The organism is Arthrobacter sp. TJ-265 (assembly GCF_058269135.1).
The window spans coordinates 432,699-448,516 of the sequence record NZ_JBZCND010000002.1 but is presented as its reverse complement, the minus strand read 5'-3'; the positions used below and the strand labels follow the sequence as shown (position 1 = coordinate 448,516).

Below are 15,818 nucleotides of genomic sequence, written 5' to 3'. Positions count from 1 at the left end.
CGACACAATCAACTTGTATGTAAGCGACTTCCGTCAGGGGTTCAGGAGGAGTGCCGCAAGCGCTGCGGCAGCGGGCGCCGAGGCGCCGAAGGTGTGGATGACGCCGAAGGCCGGTGGGTCCACCGGCACCATCCCGGTGTTCACCACGATGACTCCGCCGTCCGCCGCGGCGATGCGGTGGGCAAGGTCCTGCTGGCCCGGTCCGGTCAGGTCGTCACACAGCAGGACGACGACGTCGGCACCTCCGGTCCGCAGGTCGCCGAGCGCGGCCAGAGCCTGCGATGAGTCGGCAGCAGTCCGCCGCTCCGTCCGGATGGACGCGGCGAGGGCGCGCGTGAAGACGTCGGTCCGGGGACCGGTGGCGAGGCTGCCGGCGTGACGCGCATCGATGACGCCGACGCCGGTCGCGGCGCCGGTCCTCGATCCACTTGCTGCCTCCGGGGTGTCCGTCGCCTGGGTGCCGGTAAACCGGAAGGCACGGCGCGCTGCGTCCGTCCAGACGGCATGGTCCGGCGTCGTAGGCGAGGGGGCGTCCGACGGTGACCCGATCCACTCCGTGAAGGCCGAGCGGCGTTCGAGCGATTCCTCGAGGCGCGCAGGGATGAGGGTGCCGTCGTCGAGCGCTGCCAGCAGGGCGGTCTGGACCTCAAGGAACACGTCCTCATCGGAGCGCTGGGCCTGCCCAGGTCCGTGCTGAGCCGGATTGCCTGTGCAGAGCAGGTCGGCGCCGGCGAAAACCGCCTGAACAGCTCCGGCGCCCATGCCGATCGTCGACCGAATGGCCGCCATGTCGAGGGCGTCGGTCACGGCGAGCCCGTCAAAGCCCAGGCTGCGGAGCAGGGACCAGGCTGCCGGGTTGAGGGTGGCCGGCCGGGGACCGAATCCGGGGGCCACCAGGTGGGCGCTCATGACGGCGCGTACGCCGGCGTCCACCGCAGCCTGGAACGGCGGCAGGTGCAGGGACTCGAGCTCGTGGCGCGACAGGTCGAGGACGGGCAGTGAGAGGTGGGAATCCTGCGAGGTATCGCCGTGGCCGGGGAAATGCTTGGCGCACGCTCCCACACCCTGTTCCTGGATGCCCTCGACCATCGCGGCGACGTGTCGTGACACGAGGTCGGTGGAGGCCCCGAAGGACCGCACTCCGATGACGGGATTGCGCGGATTGCTGTTCACATCGGCGACCGGCGCCAGCAGCAGGTCGATGCCGGCGGCCCGGACCATCGCTCCGAGGGCGCGTCCCGCGTCCCGGGTGACGGCCTCGTCGTCGATGCTGCCCAGTGCCGCCGCATCGGGCAACGGTGATCCCGTGGTCGCGTGCAGGCGGGTGACACTGCCGCCCTCCTCGTCGATGCCGATGATCGCCGACCCGTTCCGCTCCCGGAGGGTAGCCGACAGCCGGCCCGGCTGCTGCGGGTCGTCGGGGTCGAGGTTCGAGGCGAAGTACACAGCACCCGCAAGCCCGTCGCGCAGCTCACGGTCCAGCCATGCTGGGACCGTTCGTCCGGTGAACCCCGGCCAGATCAAGCCGTTGACGAGGCGGAGCAGGGACGGATCAGGCATGGGGCGATTCGGAACTGGGTGCAGTCATGCCGCAAGCCTAGGGGCGGCGGGGCTCCTACCCGGTGTCCCCGGATCAGGCCGTGTCTCTACTCGGCGTCCCTCGAAACCTCGCCGGCGAAGCGGAGCAGTTCAGCGCCCAGCCGCCGGGCCCGTTCGGCGACGTCGACCGGCGAGTCGGCCGTTTCTGCGGGGCCGGACAACGGCGTCGGACCACTCGGCGCGGTCGGCGCCGAGGCGTCCCCGTGGATGTCGATGTCGAAGACGACGTGGTCCGGGTGGTGCCAGGTCGAGAAGACCTCCACGGGCCGCCCGTCCTGGTCGAAGCTCGTGCCCTCCAGCAGGAGCACGGGCGACGACGGCTCCAGCTCGAGCAGCCGCAACAGGTCCGTATCACCGGGAACTGCCCGGATCTGCCGCTTCCCGGAGGCAATTTGCACACCGAACTTCTCCCCGAGCACGGCATGGAGGGACGCGTCGTGGAGATCCTCCGCGGTCAGCGTGGAGAATGCCGGGACCGGGAGCCAGGTGTGGATGACGGCGATCGGGACGCCGTCGGCCGTGCGCAACCGCTCGAGCGCGAAAACCTGCTCGGTCCCGAGGATCGCGGTCGACGCATCGGCGTCCCGCACGGTCAGCGAGAGCACCTCCGTGCCGACGCTCGCGCCGGTGCTCCCGAGCTGCGCCGAGAGTCCCGATGTGCGGTGCACGAGCCGGTGGTGCTCCCGCCGGGGGGCCACGGTGCTGCCGCGTCCGCGACCCCGCTCGATCAGCCCTTCATCAGCCAACGCGCCGAGGGCCTGCCGGACGACGGACCGGGAGACGCCGTACCGCACCTGTAGCTGTGCCTCGCTGGGCAGGGAGGTACCCGGCGGCAGGGAGTGGTTCATGATCTGTGCGCGCAGGTGCCCGCGGACCTGGAGGTGCAGCGGTTCGCCGCTGTCGGCGTCGAGCGGGCGTCCCGGGGCCTCAGGCGTCTTCATTCCAGTCATTATGGCCTGTTCCGCCCCGGGTCCCGTCCGTTCCTACTTCTTCTGCGCGGTCTGCCAGACGTGGTCCCAGCCCGGCGCCAGTGCAGCTGCGCGGCGCATGGACAGCACGAGGCTCGTCTCGCGGGCGATGCCCTGGCCGGCGATGTCGAACGCCGTGCCGTGGTCCACCGAGACGCGGACCACGGGCAGACCGACGGTGATGTTCACGCCGTCGTCACCGTAGACCGCCTTGAAGGGTGCGTGGCCCTGGTCGTGATAGCAGGCGATGACCATGTTCCACTTGCCCTTCACCGCAGCGGGGATGAGCGCGTCCGCAGGGATGGGCCCGTGCACGTTGATGCCCTTCTCACGGGCGGCGGCGACGGCGGGCGCGAGGATGTCCTCGTCCTCGTCGCCGAACAGGCGGTTCTCGCCCGCGTGCGGGTTCAGGCCGGCGAGGCCGATCGGCTCGTCCGGGTTACCAAGCGCCTTCGTGAACGCGCTGACGAGCTCGATCACGTTGGTGGTCCGCTGCGGCGTGACGTCCTCGATGGCCCGGCGCAGCGAGACGTGGGTGGTGAGGTGGAAGAAGTAGAGGTCGCCCGCGGAGAGGACGAGGCTGAAGTTCTCCACCCCGAACTCGTGCGCGAGCAGCTCCGTGTGGCCGGGCCACTTGTGCCCACCGGCGTGCATCGCGGCCTTGTTGAGCGGTGCGGTGACGATGCCCTGGACTGCACCCTCGCGGGCGAGGCGGCAGGCCTCGACGACGAAGCGGTAGGAGCCGTCGCCCGCCGCGGGGCTCAGCTCGCCGAGCTTCACGTCCGCCAGGGACGGCCCGGTCTGCAGGAGCTCAATGATGCCGGGCTCGTTCGTGGCGTCCTCGATCGAGTCCAGGACGCGGACCTTGTCCGGATCGCCGCCGACGTTCCTGACGCCCTGGCGCATGGCGGCCTCGTCGCCGATGACTACGGGCACGCACTCCTGCCGGACGTCGTCGTGCCCGAGGAGGGACTTCGCGGTGATCTCCGGCCCGATGCCGGCGACGTCGCCGATGGTGACGGCGAGGGTGGGGATGCTCATGAGTATGCCTCCGTGGGTTGGGCGAGGGTGGTGGTGAGTTCGGTGATGGTGTCGAGCAGGGCATGGACCGGCCCGAAGCCGCCGGCCTTCGTCACGACGATCTTGCCGGCCGCGGTGCCGCCTTCCACGACGCCGACCGGGATGCCTTCCTGGATGGCGCCGGTGATGCGGAGTGCCTGGGCCCGGGACGCGTCGAGGACGGCGCGGGCCCCGTCGCCGCCGACCAGCACGAGGGCGCCGATGTCGGTGGCATTGAGCGTCTGCTGGACCACCGCGGCGAGGCTGCGGGCGATTTCCGCTCCGCTCAGCGTCAGTCCGGCGTCACCGACGGGCTCGGGGGACAGGATGACGACGACGCGCGGCAGCGTGTCGGGTGCCGCCAGTTCCCCGGCGGTCCACTGCGCGAGCCGGTCCGGCTGGCCGAGGAGGGCGGCGTCGGGCTGCAGGACGCGGAGGTCGGCGGGATCCAGCTGCTTACGCAGGTGGTCGGTCTGGGCGCGGGCGGCGTCGTGCAGGGAACTGACGACGACGACGATCCGCTGCCCTTGGGCGGCGGGGGCGGATTCCGAGCGAGCCCGCACAGGTCCGGCAGTCGCCCAGGCTGCAGCCATTGCGGCCGCGAGTCCGGCGGACCCGGTGGGGACCGCCGTGGAGCCGGCGGCGACGAGCGCCGCCGCGAGGGAGCGGAGGTCGTCGTCGGACGTGGCATTCACCACGACCACCCGGCCGTTCGCGGCCTCCCGGAGGTCCAGCGCGTCCTGCTCCGGCGATCCGCTGAGGCTGATGGTCTTGGTCCCGGGGAGGAGCTGCGAGAACTCGCTCGTCGGAACCGGGGTGACCGGGTCGTGGCCAGCGGGGGAGTCCTCGACCGGTCCGCCGTGCACGCGGAGCAGGCCACCGTCGACGGTCCGTCCCATGGCCGGATAGGCGGGACATATGACCGCGAAGCAGTCGGGGTGCCGCTCCTGCCACGCGTCGAGCGCCCCGGCCACCTGCGCCGGGACGCTGCCGCGCATGGTCGAGTCGATCTTCAGGTAGAGGCGGTTCGCTCCGGCGGTGACGAGGTCGGCCACCGCGCCGGCTGTCGCCGTCCGGGCGCTCGCCGTGTCCATCGCCCGGGCATCGGAGTTCATGGCCAGGGCGCTGCCCGGGACTGCCGACGTCGGGATCAGTTCGCCGAGCAGCAGCCGGGAGGACCAGCCTGCCCGGGAGAACTGGACCACGGAGTCGGTGGCGCCGGTGACGTCGTCGGCGGCGATGCCGACGATCGGAGCGTGCTGCGCTGCGGTCACGCTTCGCCGTCCTGTTCGAGTCGACGGGGACGGGTGACGGGAGCGGAGGGATCGCCGGCGGGAGGGAGTTCCGAAGCGGACGTGGGGAGGACATGCGCTGCGTCGTCCGTGTCCAGACCGCCCTGACGCTTGAGCACCCAGGTGGCGAGGAGCGGCGCGAGGACCGCGGTGACCAGGACGGCCGAGGCGACCTGCGCGGTTGCGACCTCCACGAAGGGGGAGAAGGTCGGGTCGGCAGCGGCGACGATGGCCGGCGTGGCGATGGAGTTGCCCGCCGTCGTCGCGGAGGCGATGCCGATGCCGGACTTGATCCCGCGCCGGAGGATGAACCGGTAGCCGAAGTAGACGAGGGTGCCGGTGATCAGGGTGGCGGCGATGCCGACGAAGATGCCGCTGAGGCCGCCGGTGATGACGTTGCGGAGGTCGATGCCGGTGCCGAGGGCGAAGGCGAAGAACGGGATGACGATGTTCGGCACGGGGCGCATGACCTCGGTCCACTTCGCGTCGAGGTTGCCGACGATGAAGCCGAGGGCCAGCGGAATGACGGCGGCGAGGAGGGTGAGGAACGGGATGTTGCCGAGGCCCGAGATGCCGAGGAAGAGGAGCGTGAAGAAGGGGCCGTCGTTGATAGCGGAGGCCATGTAGGCGCCGCGGTCGCGGTAGTCGCCGTAGCGGCCGGTGAAGGCGAGCCAGAGGCCGCCGTTGCTGTTGTCGAAGCTGGCCAGGAGGGCGAGGATCGAGATCCCGAGGATGCCGTCGATGCCGACGACGAGGCCGAGGCCCGCGACGAGGGCGGCGGGGATGATCGTCTTGAACAGCAGGACGACGCCGGTGGTCGCGAGCACGGGGCCTGACGCCTTCGCGGTGATCTGCATACCGGTGGCGAAGATCAGGACGGCGATGAGGGGAAGGGCCGACTCGGCGAACAGGGCGGTGGTGAAGCTGCCCAGTTCGAGGAAGCCGGGGGTGAACGTCCCGACGATCGAGCCGAGGATCAGGGGGATCAGCATGAGGCCGCCGGGAATGCGGTTCATGCCGTCGAAGAGGGGGACGCGGGACTTCGGAAGCGATTCGGCGGACATTGGCGAATCTTCTCTCTGTGCGGGAGGGGTCTGCTGACGGAGGGGTGCGTACAACTAGTACGGACACGATGTACCTACCTTAGGCCGCGTGGGGCACATCACACAAGAAGTGACTGCGGGAAGACCTCATTGTGCGGGCCAGGGCAGAAGACCCGGCGGGTGACATCTACCAGGTGTTCTGCCGGGGGATCGCGCCCCCAGATCAACGTCGAGATCGGCATCCCGCTCGCCCAGGCCGGAGCGGTGATCAGGAAGATCAAGGACTGGCACTTAGAGACGCGCCCCCGGATGCACTACCCGGTGATCCTGCGCTGCACCGGCCCGTCGGACGGATGGCTGAGCCCGTCCCACGGCCAGGACCTGCTACTTCGGCTTCGTGGTCTATTACGCGGCCGACGGTTCGTTGTCCGAGGAGGGAAACAGCTTCCTTCGGGCAGTTGAACGGGCCCTGGCCGAGGAGGGCGGCAGGCCCCACTGGGGCAAGTACTTCGACGAGTCCCTCTACGACTGGCTGACGCTCTACCCCAGTGGGAAGCCTTCCGTCGCATGCGCGAGGCGCTGAACCCCGAGCACCGCTTCGCAAATGCATTCACCGATGCGCTACTCGACTGACCCGATCCCGCCACTAGGACAGGAGCACCACCGATGAACGCCTGGGTGACCTTGCTGACCCAACCCGACTACGTGATCGGGGTCCGGACCCTGCGGGCCTCGCTGGCAGCCTCCGGCAGCACCATCCCCCTCGTGGTCATGGTGACCGAAGGGATCGACGAGCAGGCCCGGCGCCTCCTGCAGGACGACGGCTGCCTCCTGCGCGACGTCGCACCGTTGCGTCCGGCCGGCGGGTCGGCCGACAGCTACGCCAACGCCCGGTTCGCGGAGGTGTGGACCAAGCTGGCCGTGTGGGGTCTCACGGAGTTCGAGCGCGTCGCCTTCCTGGACGCCGACATGCTCGTCACCCGCAACATGGACGAGCTGTTCGCGCTGGACCTGCCCGACGGCGCCATCGCCGCCTGCCACGCATGCCGGTGCAACCCCAACCGGATCGCGAGCTATCCGCCGAGCTGGACACCCGAGACCTGCTTCTACAAGCACTGCCGGGGTGGGGACCACGTCACCGAACCGGGCGCGACGGACAACTACCTGAACGGCGGCTTCCTCGCGCTGTCACCGGACGAGGCCGTCCTCGCCGACATGGTGGCCCGACTGGCCGGCGTGGACGATCTGTCGCACTACCCGTTCGCCGAGCAGGACTTCCTCAACGAGTTCTACCGCGACCGCTGGCGTCCGCTGCCCTACGTGTACAACGCGCTGAAGACCCTGCAGCACCAGCACCCGTCGGTCTGGGATCCGGCGTCGGTGAAGAACATCCACTACATCATCGACAAGCCGTGGGCGAAGCCGCTCGACCTCACCGACCGGTACGTCGAGGTGAACCGGCTCTGGTGGGAAATGGCAGACACCCTGGGCGCACCCGTGGGCTCCTGACCCCGCAGTCGAAGGTGCTCGGTCCCGACCCCGCTTCCGCGTGGCGGGGTTCGCACCTGCCGCGTTCCGCGCCGCCAGCATGTGCGTTCGCATGGCGGTATCCGGGCCTCTTCGTATTGGCGCCGATAGCAGCGCATATGACACGTTTCTACCCTCGGAAGTGCATCAGCTCCTGGAAGCGATCCTGGTTCGAGGATGAATCCGCGATTAGTGTTAGGCGCAGTGGGTCGGCGTAGCTGTAGTAGGCAGCAGGTCATGCGGTGGTTCATCCGCAGGTGGACGGCTGTGAGCTGAATTGCAAAGCTTCACCGCTTATAGATGGATGACCCCTGACCCGGGATCTGTCCTGTGTCGGGGCGGATCTGCGGCGCAAGCTGAGGTTGCCACAGCCGCCTTCAGGTTCCTCAGCGCTGTCTATAGGAGTGATCAAATCCAAGCCTGGGGGCACATGCACCCGATCCTTCGTTTGTGCTGGGCCCAGGCGTGGGTTGAAGCAGTCCGTGAAGACCTGAGCTCTGGCGGGCACAATCCTGAGAGCACAGCTCATGCTCTGGCTTTGAGCACTGCTGGCAGCCACGGACTATGGGACCGTTTCGCTGGTGTGATGCTGCTCGAGATGCTTAAAGCGTTTCCCCTTGATCCTGACCTAGCTGGCATCGGAGCCGATTAGAGGGCCGTAGCGTTGGACACCGAGCTTCTCTACGTCTATCCCGCCACCAATGAGCGGGGTGTGGGAACGCGTCGTGTTCGCCGAAGCCCATCCTCTCGTAATGAAGCTAAAGGAGGGCCGATGGACTGTTCTGAACTGGGGATACGACGCCATCGCGATTCCCGGGTACCTCCGATTCTCGACGGAGCCTCCCTCAGCAACGACTGAGAAGCCACCAAAATGTCACCTCTCCGTGCAGCAGACCCTCCAGACTGGTTCGATGCTTGTCTTGTACTGCGCGATTAGCCCGCCAGGAGCCCAGGGCGGAGGTTCCACCGGTGGGTTATGAGCGGATGTAGTGGAACCGTCACGTTTACCTCGCCGCATACGTGCGCGAGCACGACGGCGCGATGCCGGGACAGTTCAGCATTAGGAGGCAGCGTGGCCTGTACTCGTAGCTGTTGCGCCAGCAGCACCTCCACGACGTAGGCGCCCTGCAAGAAGACCGGCCCGCAGCTCCTAGCTGAATAGAAGAGTGGGAAGGTGGGCGGAACGGGGATCCCGAGGAGCTGTGGGCGCGAAGGCTCGAGGAGCTACAGCAGTTTGGAGCCGACCAGGGTCAATATTCCGTGTACGACTCAGGGAAGGGGCCCGAGGAAGGAGTGATGCCGGTGGGGTTGGCGCGTCAACGCACATTGCAGCGTAAGCGCGCCTTCAGGGCCAGCGACGTCAGCGACTCGATGAGACGTTGCTGGGATGGTTTCCCGGTGATGCGTCGCGATTTGTCGGGGAAGACACGACGCAGGTTGCTCCCGAGGTCGACCTCAAGGATGTTAGTCGGTAGATTTCTCTCATGAACAAATCCTCTCCCAAGATCTCGGCGGTAGACCTGTTCTGTGGGGCCGGTGGACTCTCGCAGGGCTTGAAAGATGCCGGCATCTCCGTCGAGGCGGGCATAGATTTCGATCCGAACTGTGAGTACGCGTACTCGACGAACATCGGAGCTGAATTTCTCCAGAGAGATGTCGCCGATGTCACAGCTGCCGAGTTGAACGAGTTGTGGGACCAGAGTGCGCTTCGGCTTCTAGCAGGGTGTGCCCCGTGTCAGCCGTTTTCAACGCACCGCCGCGGTGCAGATCCGTCCGAAGACGCTCGGTGGTCCCTGCTCGACCACTTTGCTCGATTGATCAGGGAAACCAAGCCGCATTTCGTCACCATGGAGAACGTCCCTGGTCTTGCCCGCACGAAGGTATTCGTGGATTTTGTGAGGGCGTTGACGGAACTCGGTTACGAGGTGGACTACCGGGTGGTTTACTGTCCCGATTACGGCTTGGCGCAGAACCGACGACGACTGGTCCTGATTGCTTCTCTCGTGGGGAGGGTCGTCTTGCCGGAGAGGACGCATCTTCCACGGGATTATAAGTCGGTGAAGGACGTCATAGGAGATTTGCCAGAGGTCGAGCACGGCTCCGCTCATCCTGAGGATCCGCTCCACAAGAGTAGGACCCTGTCCGACTTGAACCTCCGCCGTGTCCGAGCGTCGGTTCCAGGAGGGACGTGGAAGGATTGGCCCGACGACCTCCACTTGGAATGTCACAAGAAGGAGTCTGGAGCGTCGTTCCGGAGTGTGTACGCACGTATGGAGTGGGATAAGCCCTCGCCAACGATCACTACGCAGTCCTACAACTACGGGACGGGGCGGTTCGGGCACCCCTCGCAGGACCGAACACTGACGCTCCGGGAAGCAGCGATGCTGCAGGGCTTCCCACGTTCCTACCGATTTGTACCTGATGGCGCCGAGATATACTTCTCTATCGTCGGTCGTCTCATCGGCAACGCCGTCCCCCCGATTATCGGGCGGATAGTTGGTGCTGCTCTGAACGCGCAACCTAGGACATTGGGGGAGTATGACAACGCTGGATCCGCAAACTTATAAGCTCAAGTTAAATATGTCGGTCCTCGATGCGCTGGGCATCAGGCTTTACAGCAATGCAACAGCGGTGCTGTCCGAAGTCGTTGCGAACGCCTGGGATGCCGACTCGAACCGAGTCGATATCACCTGGGACCACAAGGCTGCTTCAGTCCTAGTTCAGGACGACGGATCCGGCATGACCATCGATGAACTGAACGACCGCTACTTGAATGTCGGCTACCCAAAACGGCAGACCGAAGGCCTCTCATCAACACGCTTCGGTCGACCCTTTATGGGACGTAAGGGCATAGGCAAGTTGTCTATCTTCTCGATCGCTGACGAAGTGAAGCTGTTGTCCCGGAAAGACGGCGAGACAAACGGCTTTATCATCCAGGTTGCAGAGCTTCGTAAAAGGATCGCGGAGAATGCCATCTATCATCCGGTACCGGTCGTAGGAGAGGATCTCGAAGCGGACGGTACCAGGATCGAGCTAAGCAAACTTCGTGTTACGCGGACCAAGCTCACGGCTGCCGCTCTCCGGAAGCGCCTTGCTCGCCGCTTTGATGTGCTGACGCAGTGTGATCCCGAAGACGGGGACTTTGCAATCTGCATCAATGGAGCCCGTCTTACCTATGAGGATCGGGAAGAGTTGAAGCTTCTCGAGTATATTTGGGAGATTGGAGATACTTCCATCCCGGATTCAAATCTTCCGACTGGAATCAAGAGGTTCCGCATTGACGACAACGTCGTGGCAGGAAATGAGGAGTGGCGAGTCAGCGGATGGTTTGGAACGGCTCACAAGCCCAACGACCTCGTCGCGGACGAAGACGCGGGTTCGTTGAAGAACATCATTGTTCTGGCCAGGAATCGTCCGATTCAGGAAGGTATCCTTGAAAAGCTCAACTTTAATCGGTTATTCGTGAGCTATGTGACAGGGCAGATCAGCGCGGACTTTCTCGATCTGGACGGAGAATTCGACGATATTGCAACCAGTGACCGGCAACGGTTGATGGAGGACGATCCCCGCGTCCTTGGTCTCCAAAAGTATTTGCGGGAAAGGTTCCTTCCGGCGTCCGAGCAGTGGGCAGATGCCAGGCCCAAGAAGAAGGCCGTTGAGGTCAAAGCAAAGCTACCCGAGATCAAGAACTGGATCGATGGCCTCGAACCTTGGCAGCGGAACGCCGCCGAAGCGATGATCGGTACCATTGCGTCGTTGGATTTCGACACGGACTCTGGAGGCAGTCAGAAGGCGGATCTGTACCGCTCCGGAATCCTAGCGTTCGAGAGAATCGGCTTGAGAAGAACTGCGACGGATCTCGACGCGCTCAGTGGCCTTGATGCCGCGTCATTGTTGCCGGTTCTCGAAAGGCAGGACACCTATGAGTCCGCCCTGTATGCAGACATCCTCAAGTCGCGCGTGGAAGCAATTAAGACGTTCCAATCGATCACGAGGGCGGACGAGAAGGAGAAAGTCCTCCAGGAGCACCTTTTTACGCACCTTTGGCTTCTGGATTCCTCGTGGGAGCGAGCAGCGGGTAGTGACGAGATGGAGCAGGATCTGCGCAGAATTGATCCAGAGGCCTTCAAGAGCAATCCGGAAGTCGTTGACGAGAACGGCCGCATCGACATTCGCTACAAGAACACGGCCGGCAAGCATGTCATCGTCGAGCTCAAGCGATATGAACGAAAGGTCGATACCGAGGAGCTGTATCTTCAGGGGCGTAAGTACGCGGTGGCGCTCCAGAGCATTCTCAGCCAGCGGCAGGAACCGAATCCGGTTGTCGAAGTGGTCTTCGTCATCGGTGACCACCCCACAGCTAAACTAGTGGGAATCAATGAGTCAGTGGAGCAGCATACAGAGAAACGCTTGTCACAAATCAACGGACGTTACGTAACCTACGATAATCTGATTGATCGAGCGTTGAAGCAATACGCCAAATACCTAGAAGCGAGTAAGAAGGTTACGGAACTCAATACCGTGCTTGAGCGCATCGAGCAGATGCGTCCTCAAACCTGACCGTGCCGGTGCCTTTAAGCGGTTCGGTCGGCGCGAGAATTTCCCGCCAGCGCCGTCGGGATACGGCACCTGAATTGGCGGTGAGGCGCGCACTGCACTGACGCGGGTTGCGTTGCAGGGTTCAGTTGCCGGTGGAGGGCCTACCTCGACAAAGTGTGGATATCGTCTTTACGAAGGTGCGGCTCGCGGTGTTCGTCGACGGATTTTTCTGGCAGGGTTGCCTCGACCACGGATTGTTACCGAGGTCGAATTCTTCCTAGTGGCAGACAAAGCTCAGCAGGAACATCGAGCGAGATGCTGAGACGACGACTTACTTCGAGGGCCGGGGTTGGAACGTCCTCAGGGTTTGGGAGCACGAGCTGCCGGAGGAAGCAGCGGAGCCGTTAGAACTGATAGTGCACGAACTGCGACGCCTACTAAATGTCGACGAAGGTCGCCACCTCGACAAGAATAAACTCTTGCCTGGCTCGGCTGAACGCTCCGGATGACAACCAAAGCGAGCGTTAGTACGGTGACGCCGGGTATGTGAACGACAGCGGAGTCAGGATACGCGTCTCGAGAACGATCCTTTGACTGGATGAGCGGCAGAGCTCGGGCGGGGAGGGCGCGCGCTCCAGTAACTGCGAGGCAGTCGACGTCCGCGTTCCGTCTCAGCAATGTGTCTCACGTCGAGTGTTCTCAGCAAATTAGAATAACGCCTTTGATGAGCGCAATGAGAATTGGGTTGGGAAGTGTCGGATACGCCAGGGTCGGCACTTCGGAGCAGAACGCAAATCTGCAGCATGCAGCGCTCACCGCTGCCCACGGCATGGTCAAGCGAATCTGGGACTTTGAGGCCTAGTGGCTAACAGGTGCCGACCCTGCGAAAATCATCGGAGCCAGCCGCGCCACCGTCTACCGCTACTTGAGCATCGGCAACAGTTGGCCCGCCTAACGAGGGCCAGCGTCAGTGATCACTACACGCTTTGCACGCCAAGCGTCGAACTCAGCCGCCCCCATCTTGGTGAGCGGGCCTCGCCTTAGTTACTAGGCGCCGGTCAGGAGCGATGTGCTCAGAGAGCGGATTAAGTGCCAGCTGTTGGTTGCGGTCGCCTAGGTGAGCAGCGGCATGAGATAGAGCGGGGCTTATGGCCCCGCTCTATAGAGTTCCCGCTGTACTTAAGTAGATCAGCGGCTATCCCTTCTTAAGGTAGTCCTCAAAGGACGGCCAACGATCAATTGCCCAAGAAGCAATGGCTGCGGACCTCGCTTGTATAGTTTCAGCGTTCCAGTCCTCCTGGGTCGCATAGACCTGCTTGGTAGAGGAAAATACGGTCTCCGTTGCCAGCAGTTTACGAGCTTCAGTCCAACTCTTCGCGTTCTTAGCCGAGTTTGCTGGCCCAGATAATGGAACGAGGTTCCCCCAAGTATCTACCAAACTTTCGAACTCACTGTCCCCCATTACCTCTACCCACTCTCCCTTGCGGGATTGAGGCATAAGATGGTCGATGGTGATGTCGGGCAAGGACTTCATTACGTCTACAACCGAAACTTCCCGCTCATATTCTGCCATTGCGTAAGGCAGCACCTTGCGGGAGTACATAGGCCATTCCGTGATGGCTTCCCAAATCTGATCGTCGTTCGGATACACGACAGTTTTAGACACTATCGCCCTGCGCACGGCTGCAGGGTCGGCACCTGCCACGTCCCACATCCCCTTGAAGATGGCATGCAAGCCCGTGGGTTCAATTCCGCGGAATGCTCGTCGCACTAAGAACGATTCGATGATCCTCAAACATTCCTTGACCTGAGGCGCCTCCACCTTCCCCAGGGAATGATTTGTAAGTAATTGCATGATGTACGGGTAAACGGAACTTGGCCGGTTCATTTCATATAGCTTTTGAACATACTCGACAACGTCTTCGTCCAATTGATCTGTTTCTCCACGCGCTATGGCGTTATAGGAGACGACATGACTCTTGAGGCCGTCCATTATTTTTTTTAGCTGTTGCTCAGGAGTTAATCCTGAATCTCTGAACTGAGCGTTCCACTGCTTCGAAAGCATGGCGAAAACTTTTGCTTTCGTGATTTTACTGTCAACCGTAAGCGCGTAGGGGTAGAAGTAGCCATCCAATCCGGCGCTCGAATCACCAAACGCTTTTTCAAAAGGCAGCCACTCCTGGGAATGAAGCTGCAGTGCCTGTTTGGGGTCGTCGCTTAGTCTTTTCAGCACTTCATTACGGACAAGATCAACTATACCGAGACGAACGCCCTCTTTATTCAGGCGATCAAAAACTTCATTAGGATCGTGCTCTTCACCGAGAAGAATCTCCACAAACTCCAATCGGTCGAGAACCGTATCCATAAGACGCAGGATACTCTCACGGACAGAGGCTTCCTTGTCCGTCGCTTCCGGGTCGGCCAGAGTACGGTCTAGGATCTTCTTCCGCAGCAATCCGTAGGACCTCGTCATGGTGCCCTCAAGTGGGCCGACTTCCTTAGATTCATTTATATCTAGTGTAAATAGACTGCCGAAAGTCTGACGCAGAATCTCGTTAAATTGACCCGTATCGATGAGCGTTGGTGCCAACTTCGGCTGATTCTTGGTGTTCGATTTACGACTTACAATGTATTGCTCGAAAAGATCTCGTGCTAGCTCTAGCCCTTCGTCCCCTTGTTCCGCCGCTCGCTCCGCAAGCGCAATTACAGACAGAACGAGCGTAGTCATTCGTTGCTGCCCATCAATAACTAGGTACTTGCCAGCACTTGTTGACGAGGAGTTCTCCTGGTCAGCGAATACTAGTGCACCAAGAAATCGGCGTTCCGCAGTTCCGTCGAGGACTGAGTCTATGTCGTCCCAGAGTTGGTCAATCTCCCTCACTGTCCACACATACTTCCTTTGAAACAACGGGCACATGAGTTGGACGTCGTCTTTGAGACGCTCCTGCAACGTCACTGGATCCGCGGAAAGATTTCGTTCTTTCGCCAAGGTCACCTTCTAGGTTGAACAAACACAGAGCAGCGAAATTTATCGTTGCCTTCGAACTAGATGCCACTTTAGTGCCACTGATCGGTTCCAGTCACCGGTTCCTGAGTAAAGCGGCGGGTGCTGTGTGGAGGAGGTGCCGCATGCACCTTCGCGGAAGGCGGGCGGATTCGAACTATGGAGTCCCTTTCCTCGCTCGTCGCTCCCGGTGGCAAGGCCCCGGTCGTGGGCCTGTCGCCCGAGGACAGCCCGTTGTGCATTGACGCGTTGCTCCTCGCAGAGAGCGAGGAGTCGGCCATCGGATCGAACTACAGGTCCGCCGTTCCCGTCGGGACTTTCCGCGTCGCATGGTGCGGCTCCTTGCGGGATACTAATCGTTATTTGGTTAATTTCCTTTCGCATCGGGCTTGGCGACCTCAACGAGGCCTTCGCCGCCGCGCGGCGTAGGGCGTGGGCGCGCAGCGTCATCGCGTTTCAACCAAACCTCCAGCGCTGCCAGCATCGGAACGGGCTAGAGCGGCGCGGCCGCAGGTATGAGAGGGAAGTGTGGGGCGACCACGAAAGGCAGTTCTGTCGCCGGGCGAAATCCACCGGACGGCACTGGTTGACGAAATCGGGGACTTTACGTTGTCAGGGCTCGCGAACAAGCTGTCGGTCAGTCCGTCGTCCAGCTATCACCAGGTGCGAGGACGGGTCGATATTCTCAACGGCCCCCGGTCCGTCATCGGCTCCGATGCCCTAGCCCCGTGAAACTTCCTGACCGTCAGATCGGTCTGACAGAACAGGGCTAGCATGGGCGCAAAGC

General features: G+C 62.9%; 10 protein-coding genes and 1 pseudogene. 5 read left to right on the top strand and 6 right to left on the bottom strand.

Annotation, left to right across the window (positions count from 1 at the left end):
* Positions 1 to 33: 33 nt before the first annotated feature.
* The 5 genes from AC4D2E_RS10610 to AC4D2E_RS10590 all read right to left on the bottom strand — a co-directional run bounded on the left by AC4D2E_RS10610 (position 34) and on the right by AC4D2E_RS10590 (position 5,982).
* Positions 34 to 1,560, bottom strand: a complete 1,527-nt coding sequence (locus AC4D2E_RS10610; protein ID WP_490952585.1) for a glycoside hydrolase family 3 protein — start codon at positions 1,558 to 1,560, stop codon at positions 34 to 36.
* 86 nt (positions 1,561 to 1,646) lie between these two features.
* Positions 1,647 to 2,540 carry a GntR family transcriptional regulator gene (locus AC4D2E_RS10605; RefSeq protein ID WP_490952584.1) on the bottom strand — a complete coding sequence of 298 codons (894 nt, stop codon included), beginning with the start codon at positions 2,538 to 2,540 and terminating at the stop codon, positions 1,647 to 1,649.
* Positions 2,541 to 2,582: 42 nt separating this feature from the next.
* On the bottom strand, positions 2,583 to 3,608 hold the full coding sequence (gene pdxA / locus AC4D2E_RS10600; RefSeq protein ID WP_490952583.1) for a 4-hydroxythreonine-4-phosphate dehydrogenase PdxA: 1,026 nt from the start codon (positions 3,606 to 3,608) through the stop codon (positions 2,583 to 2,585).
* Positions 3,605 to 4,900, bottom strand: coding sequence for a four-carbon acid sugar kinase family protein (locus AC4D2E_RS10595; protein WP_490952582.1), 1,296 nt, complete (start codon positions 4,898 to 4,900; stop codon positions 3,605 to 3,607). Before AC4D2E_RS10595 ends, pdxA begins: the two co-directional genes overlap by 4 nt.
* A complete protein-coding gene (locus AC4D2E_RS10590) occupies positions 4,897 to 5,982 on the bottom strand; it encodes a 2-keto-3-deoxygluconate permease (RefSeq protein ID WP_490952581.1) in 1,086 nt (361 codons plus the stop codon). Before AC4D2E_RS10590 ends, AC4D2E_RS10595 begins: the two co-directional genes overlap by 4 nt.
* 159 nt (positions 5,983 to 6,141) lie before the next feature.
* Between AC4D2E_RS10590 and AC4D2E_RS10585 the strand changes: the two are divergent.
* From AC4D2E_RS10585 to AC4D2E_RS10565, 5 genes and pseudogenes are all read left to right on the top strand, one after another.
* A pseudogene (locus AC4D2E_RS10585) lies at positions 6,142 to 6,544 on the top strand (D-arabinono-1,4-lactone oxidase).
* Positions 6,545 to 6,627: 83 nt separating this feature from the next.
* The gene (locus tag AC4D2E_RS10580; protein WP_490952580.1) at positions 6,628 to 7,470 is read left to right on the top strand and encodes a glycosyltransferase family 8 protein; all 843 of its coding nucleotides are present in this window, start codon (positions 6,628 to 6,630) and stop codon (positions 7,468 to 7,470) included.
* A 1,502-nt stretch (positions 7,471 to 8,972) separates the two neighbouring features.
* Positions 8,973 to 10,055 carry a DNA cytosine methyltransferase gene (locus tag AC4D2E_RS10575; protein ID WP_490952579.1) on the top strand — a complete coding sequence of 361 codons (1,083 nt, stop codon included), beginning with the start codon at positions 8,973 to 8,975 and terminating at the stop codon, positions 10,053 to 10,055.
* The gene (locus AC4D2E_RS10570; RefSeq protein WP_490952578.1) at positions 10,027 to 12,048 is read left to right on the top strand and encodes a BbrUII/HgiDII family restriction enzyme; all 2,022 of its coding nucleotides are present in this window, start codon (positions 10,027 to 10,029) and stop codon (positions 12,046 to 12,048) included. The genes AC4D2E_RS10575 and AC4D2E_RS10570 overlap by 29 nt, the downstream gene beginning before the upstream one ends.
* A 284-nt stretch (positions 12,049 to 12,332) precedes the next feature.
* Positions 12,333 to 12,536 carry a hypothetical protein gene (locus AC4D2E_RS10565; protein WP_490952715.1) on the top strand — a complete coding sequence of 68 codons (204 nt, stop codon included), beginning with the start codon at positions 12,333 to 12,335 and terminating at the stop codon, positions 12,534 to 12,536.
* A 686-nt stretch (positions 12,537 to 13,222) separates the two neighbouring features.
* Here AC4D2E_RS10565 and AC4D2E_RS10560 read toward each other — a convergent pair.
* Positions 13,223 to 14,944: a DUF262 domain-containing protein gene (locus AC4D2E_RS10560; protein ID WP_490952714.1), complete on the bottom strand. Its 1,722-nt coding sequence runs from the start codon at positions 14,942 to 14,944 to the stop codon at positions 13,223 to 13,225.
* Positions 14,945 to 15,818: the final 874 nt, after the last annotated feature.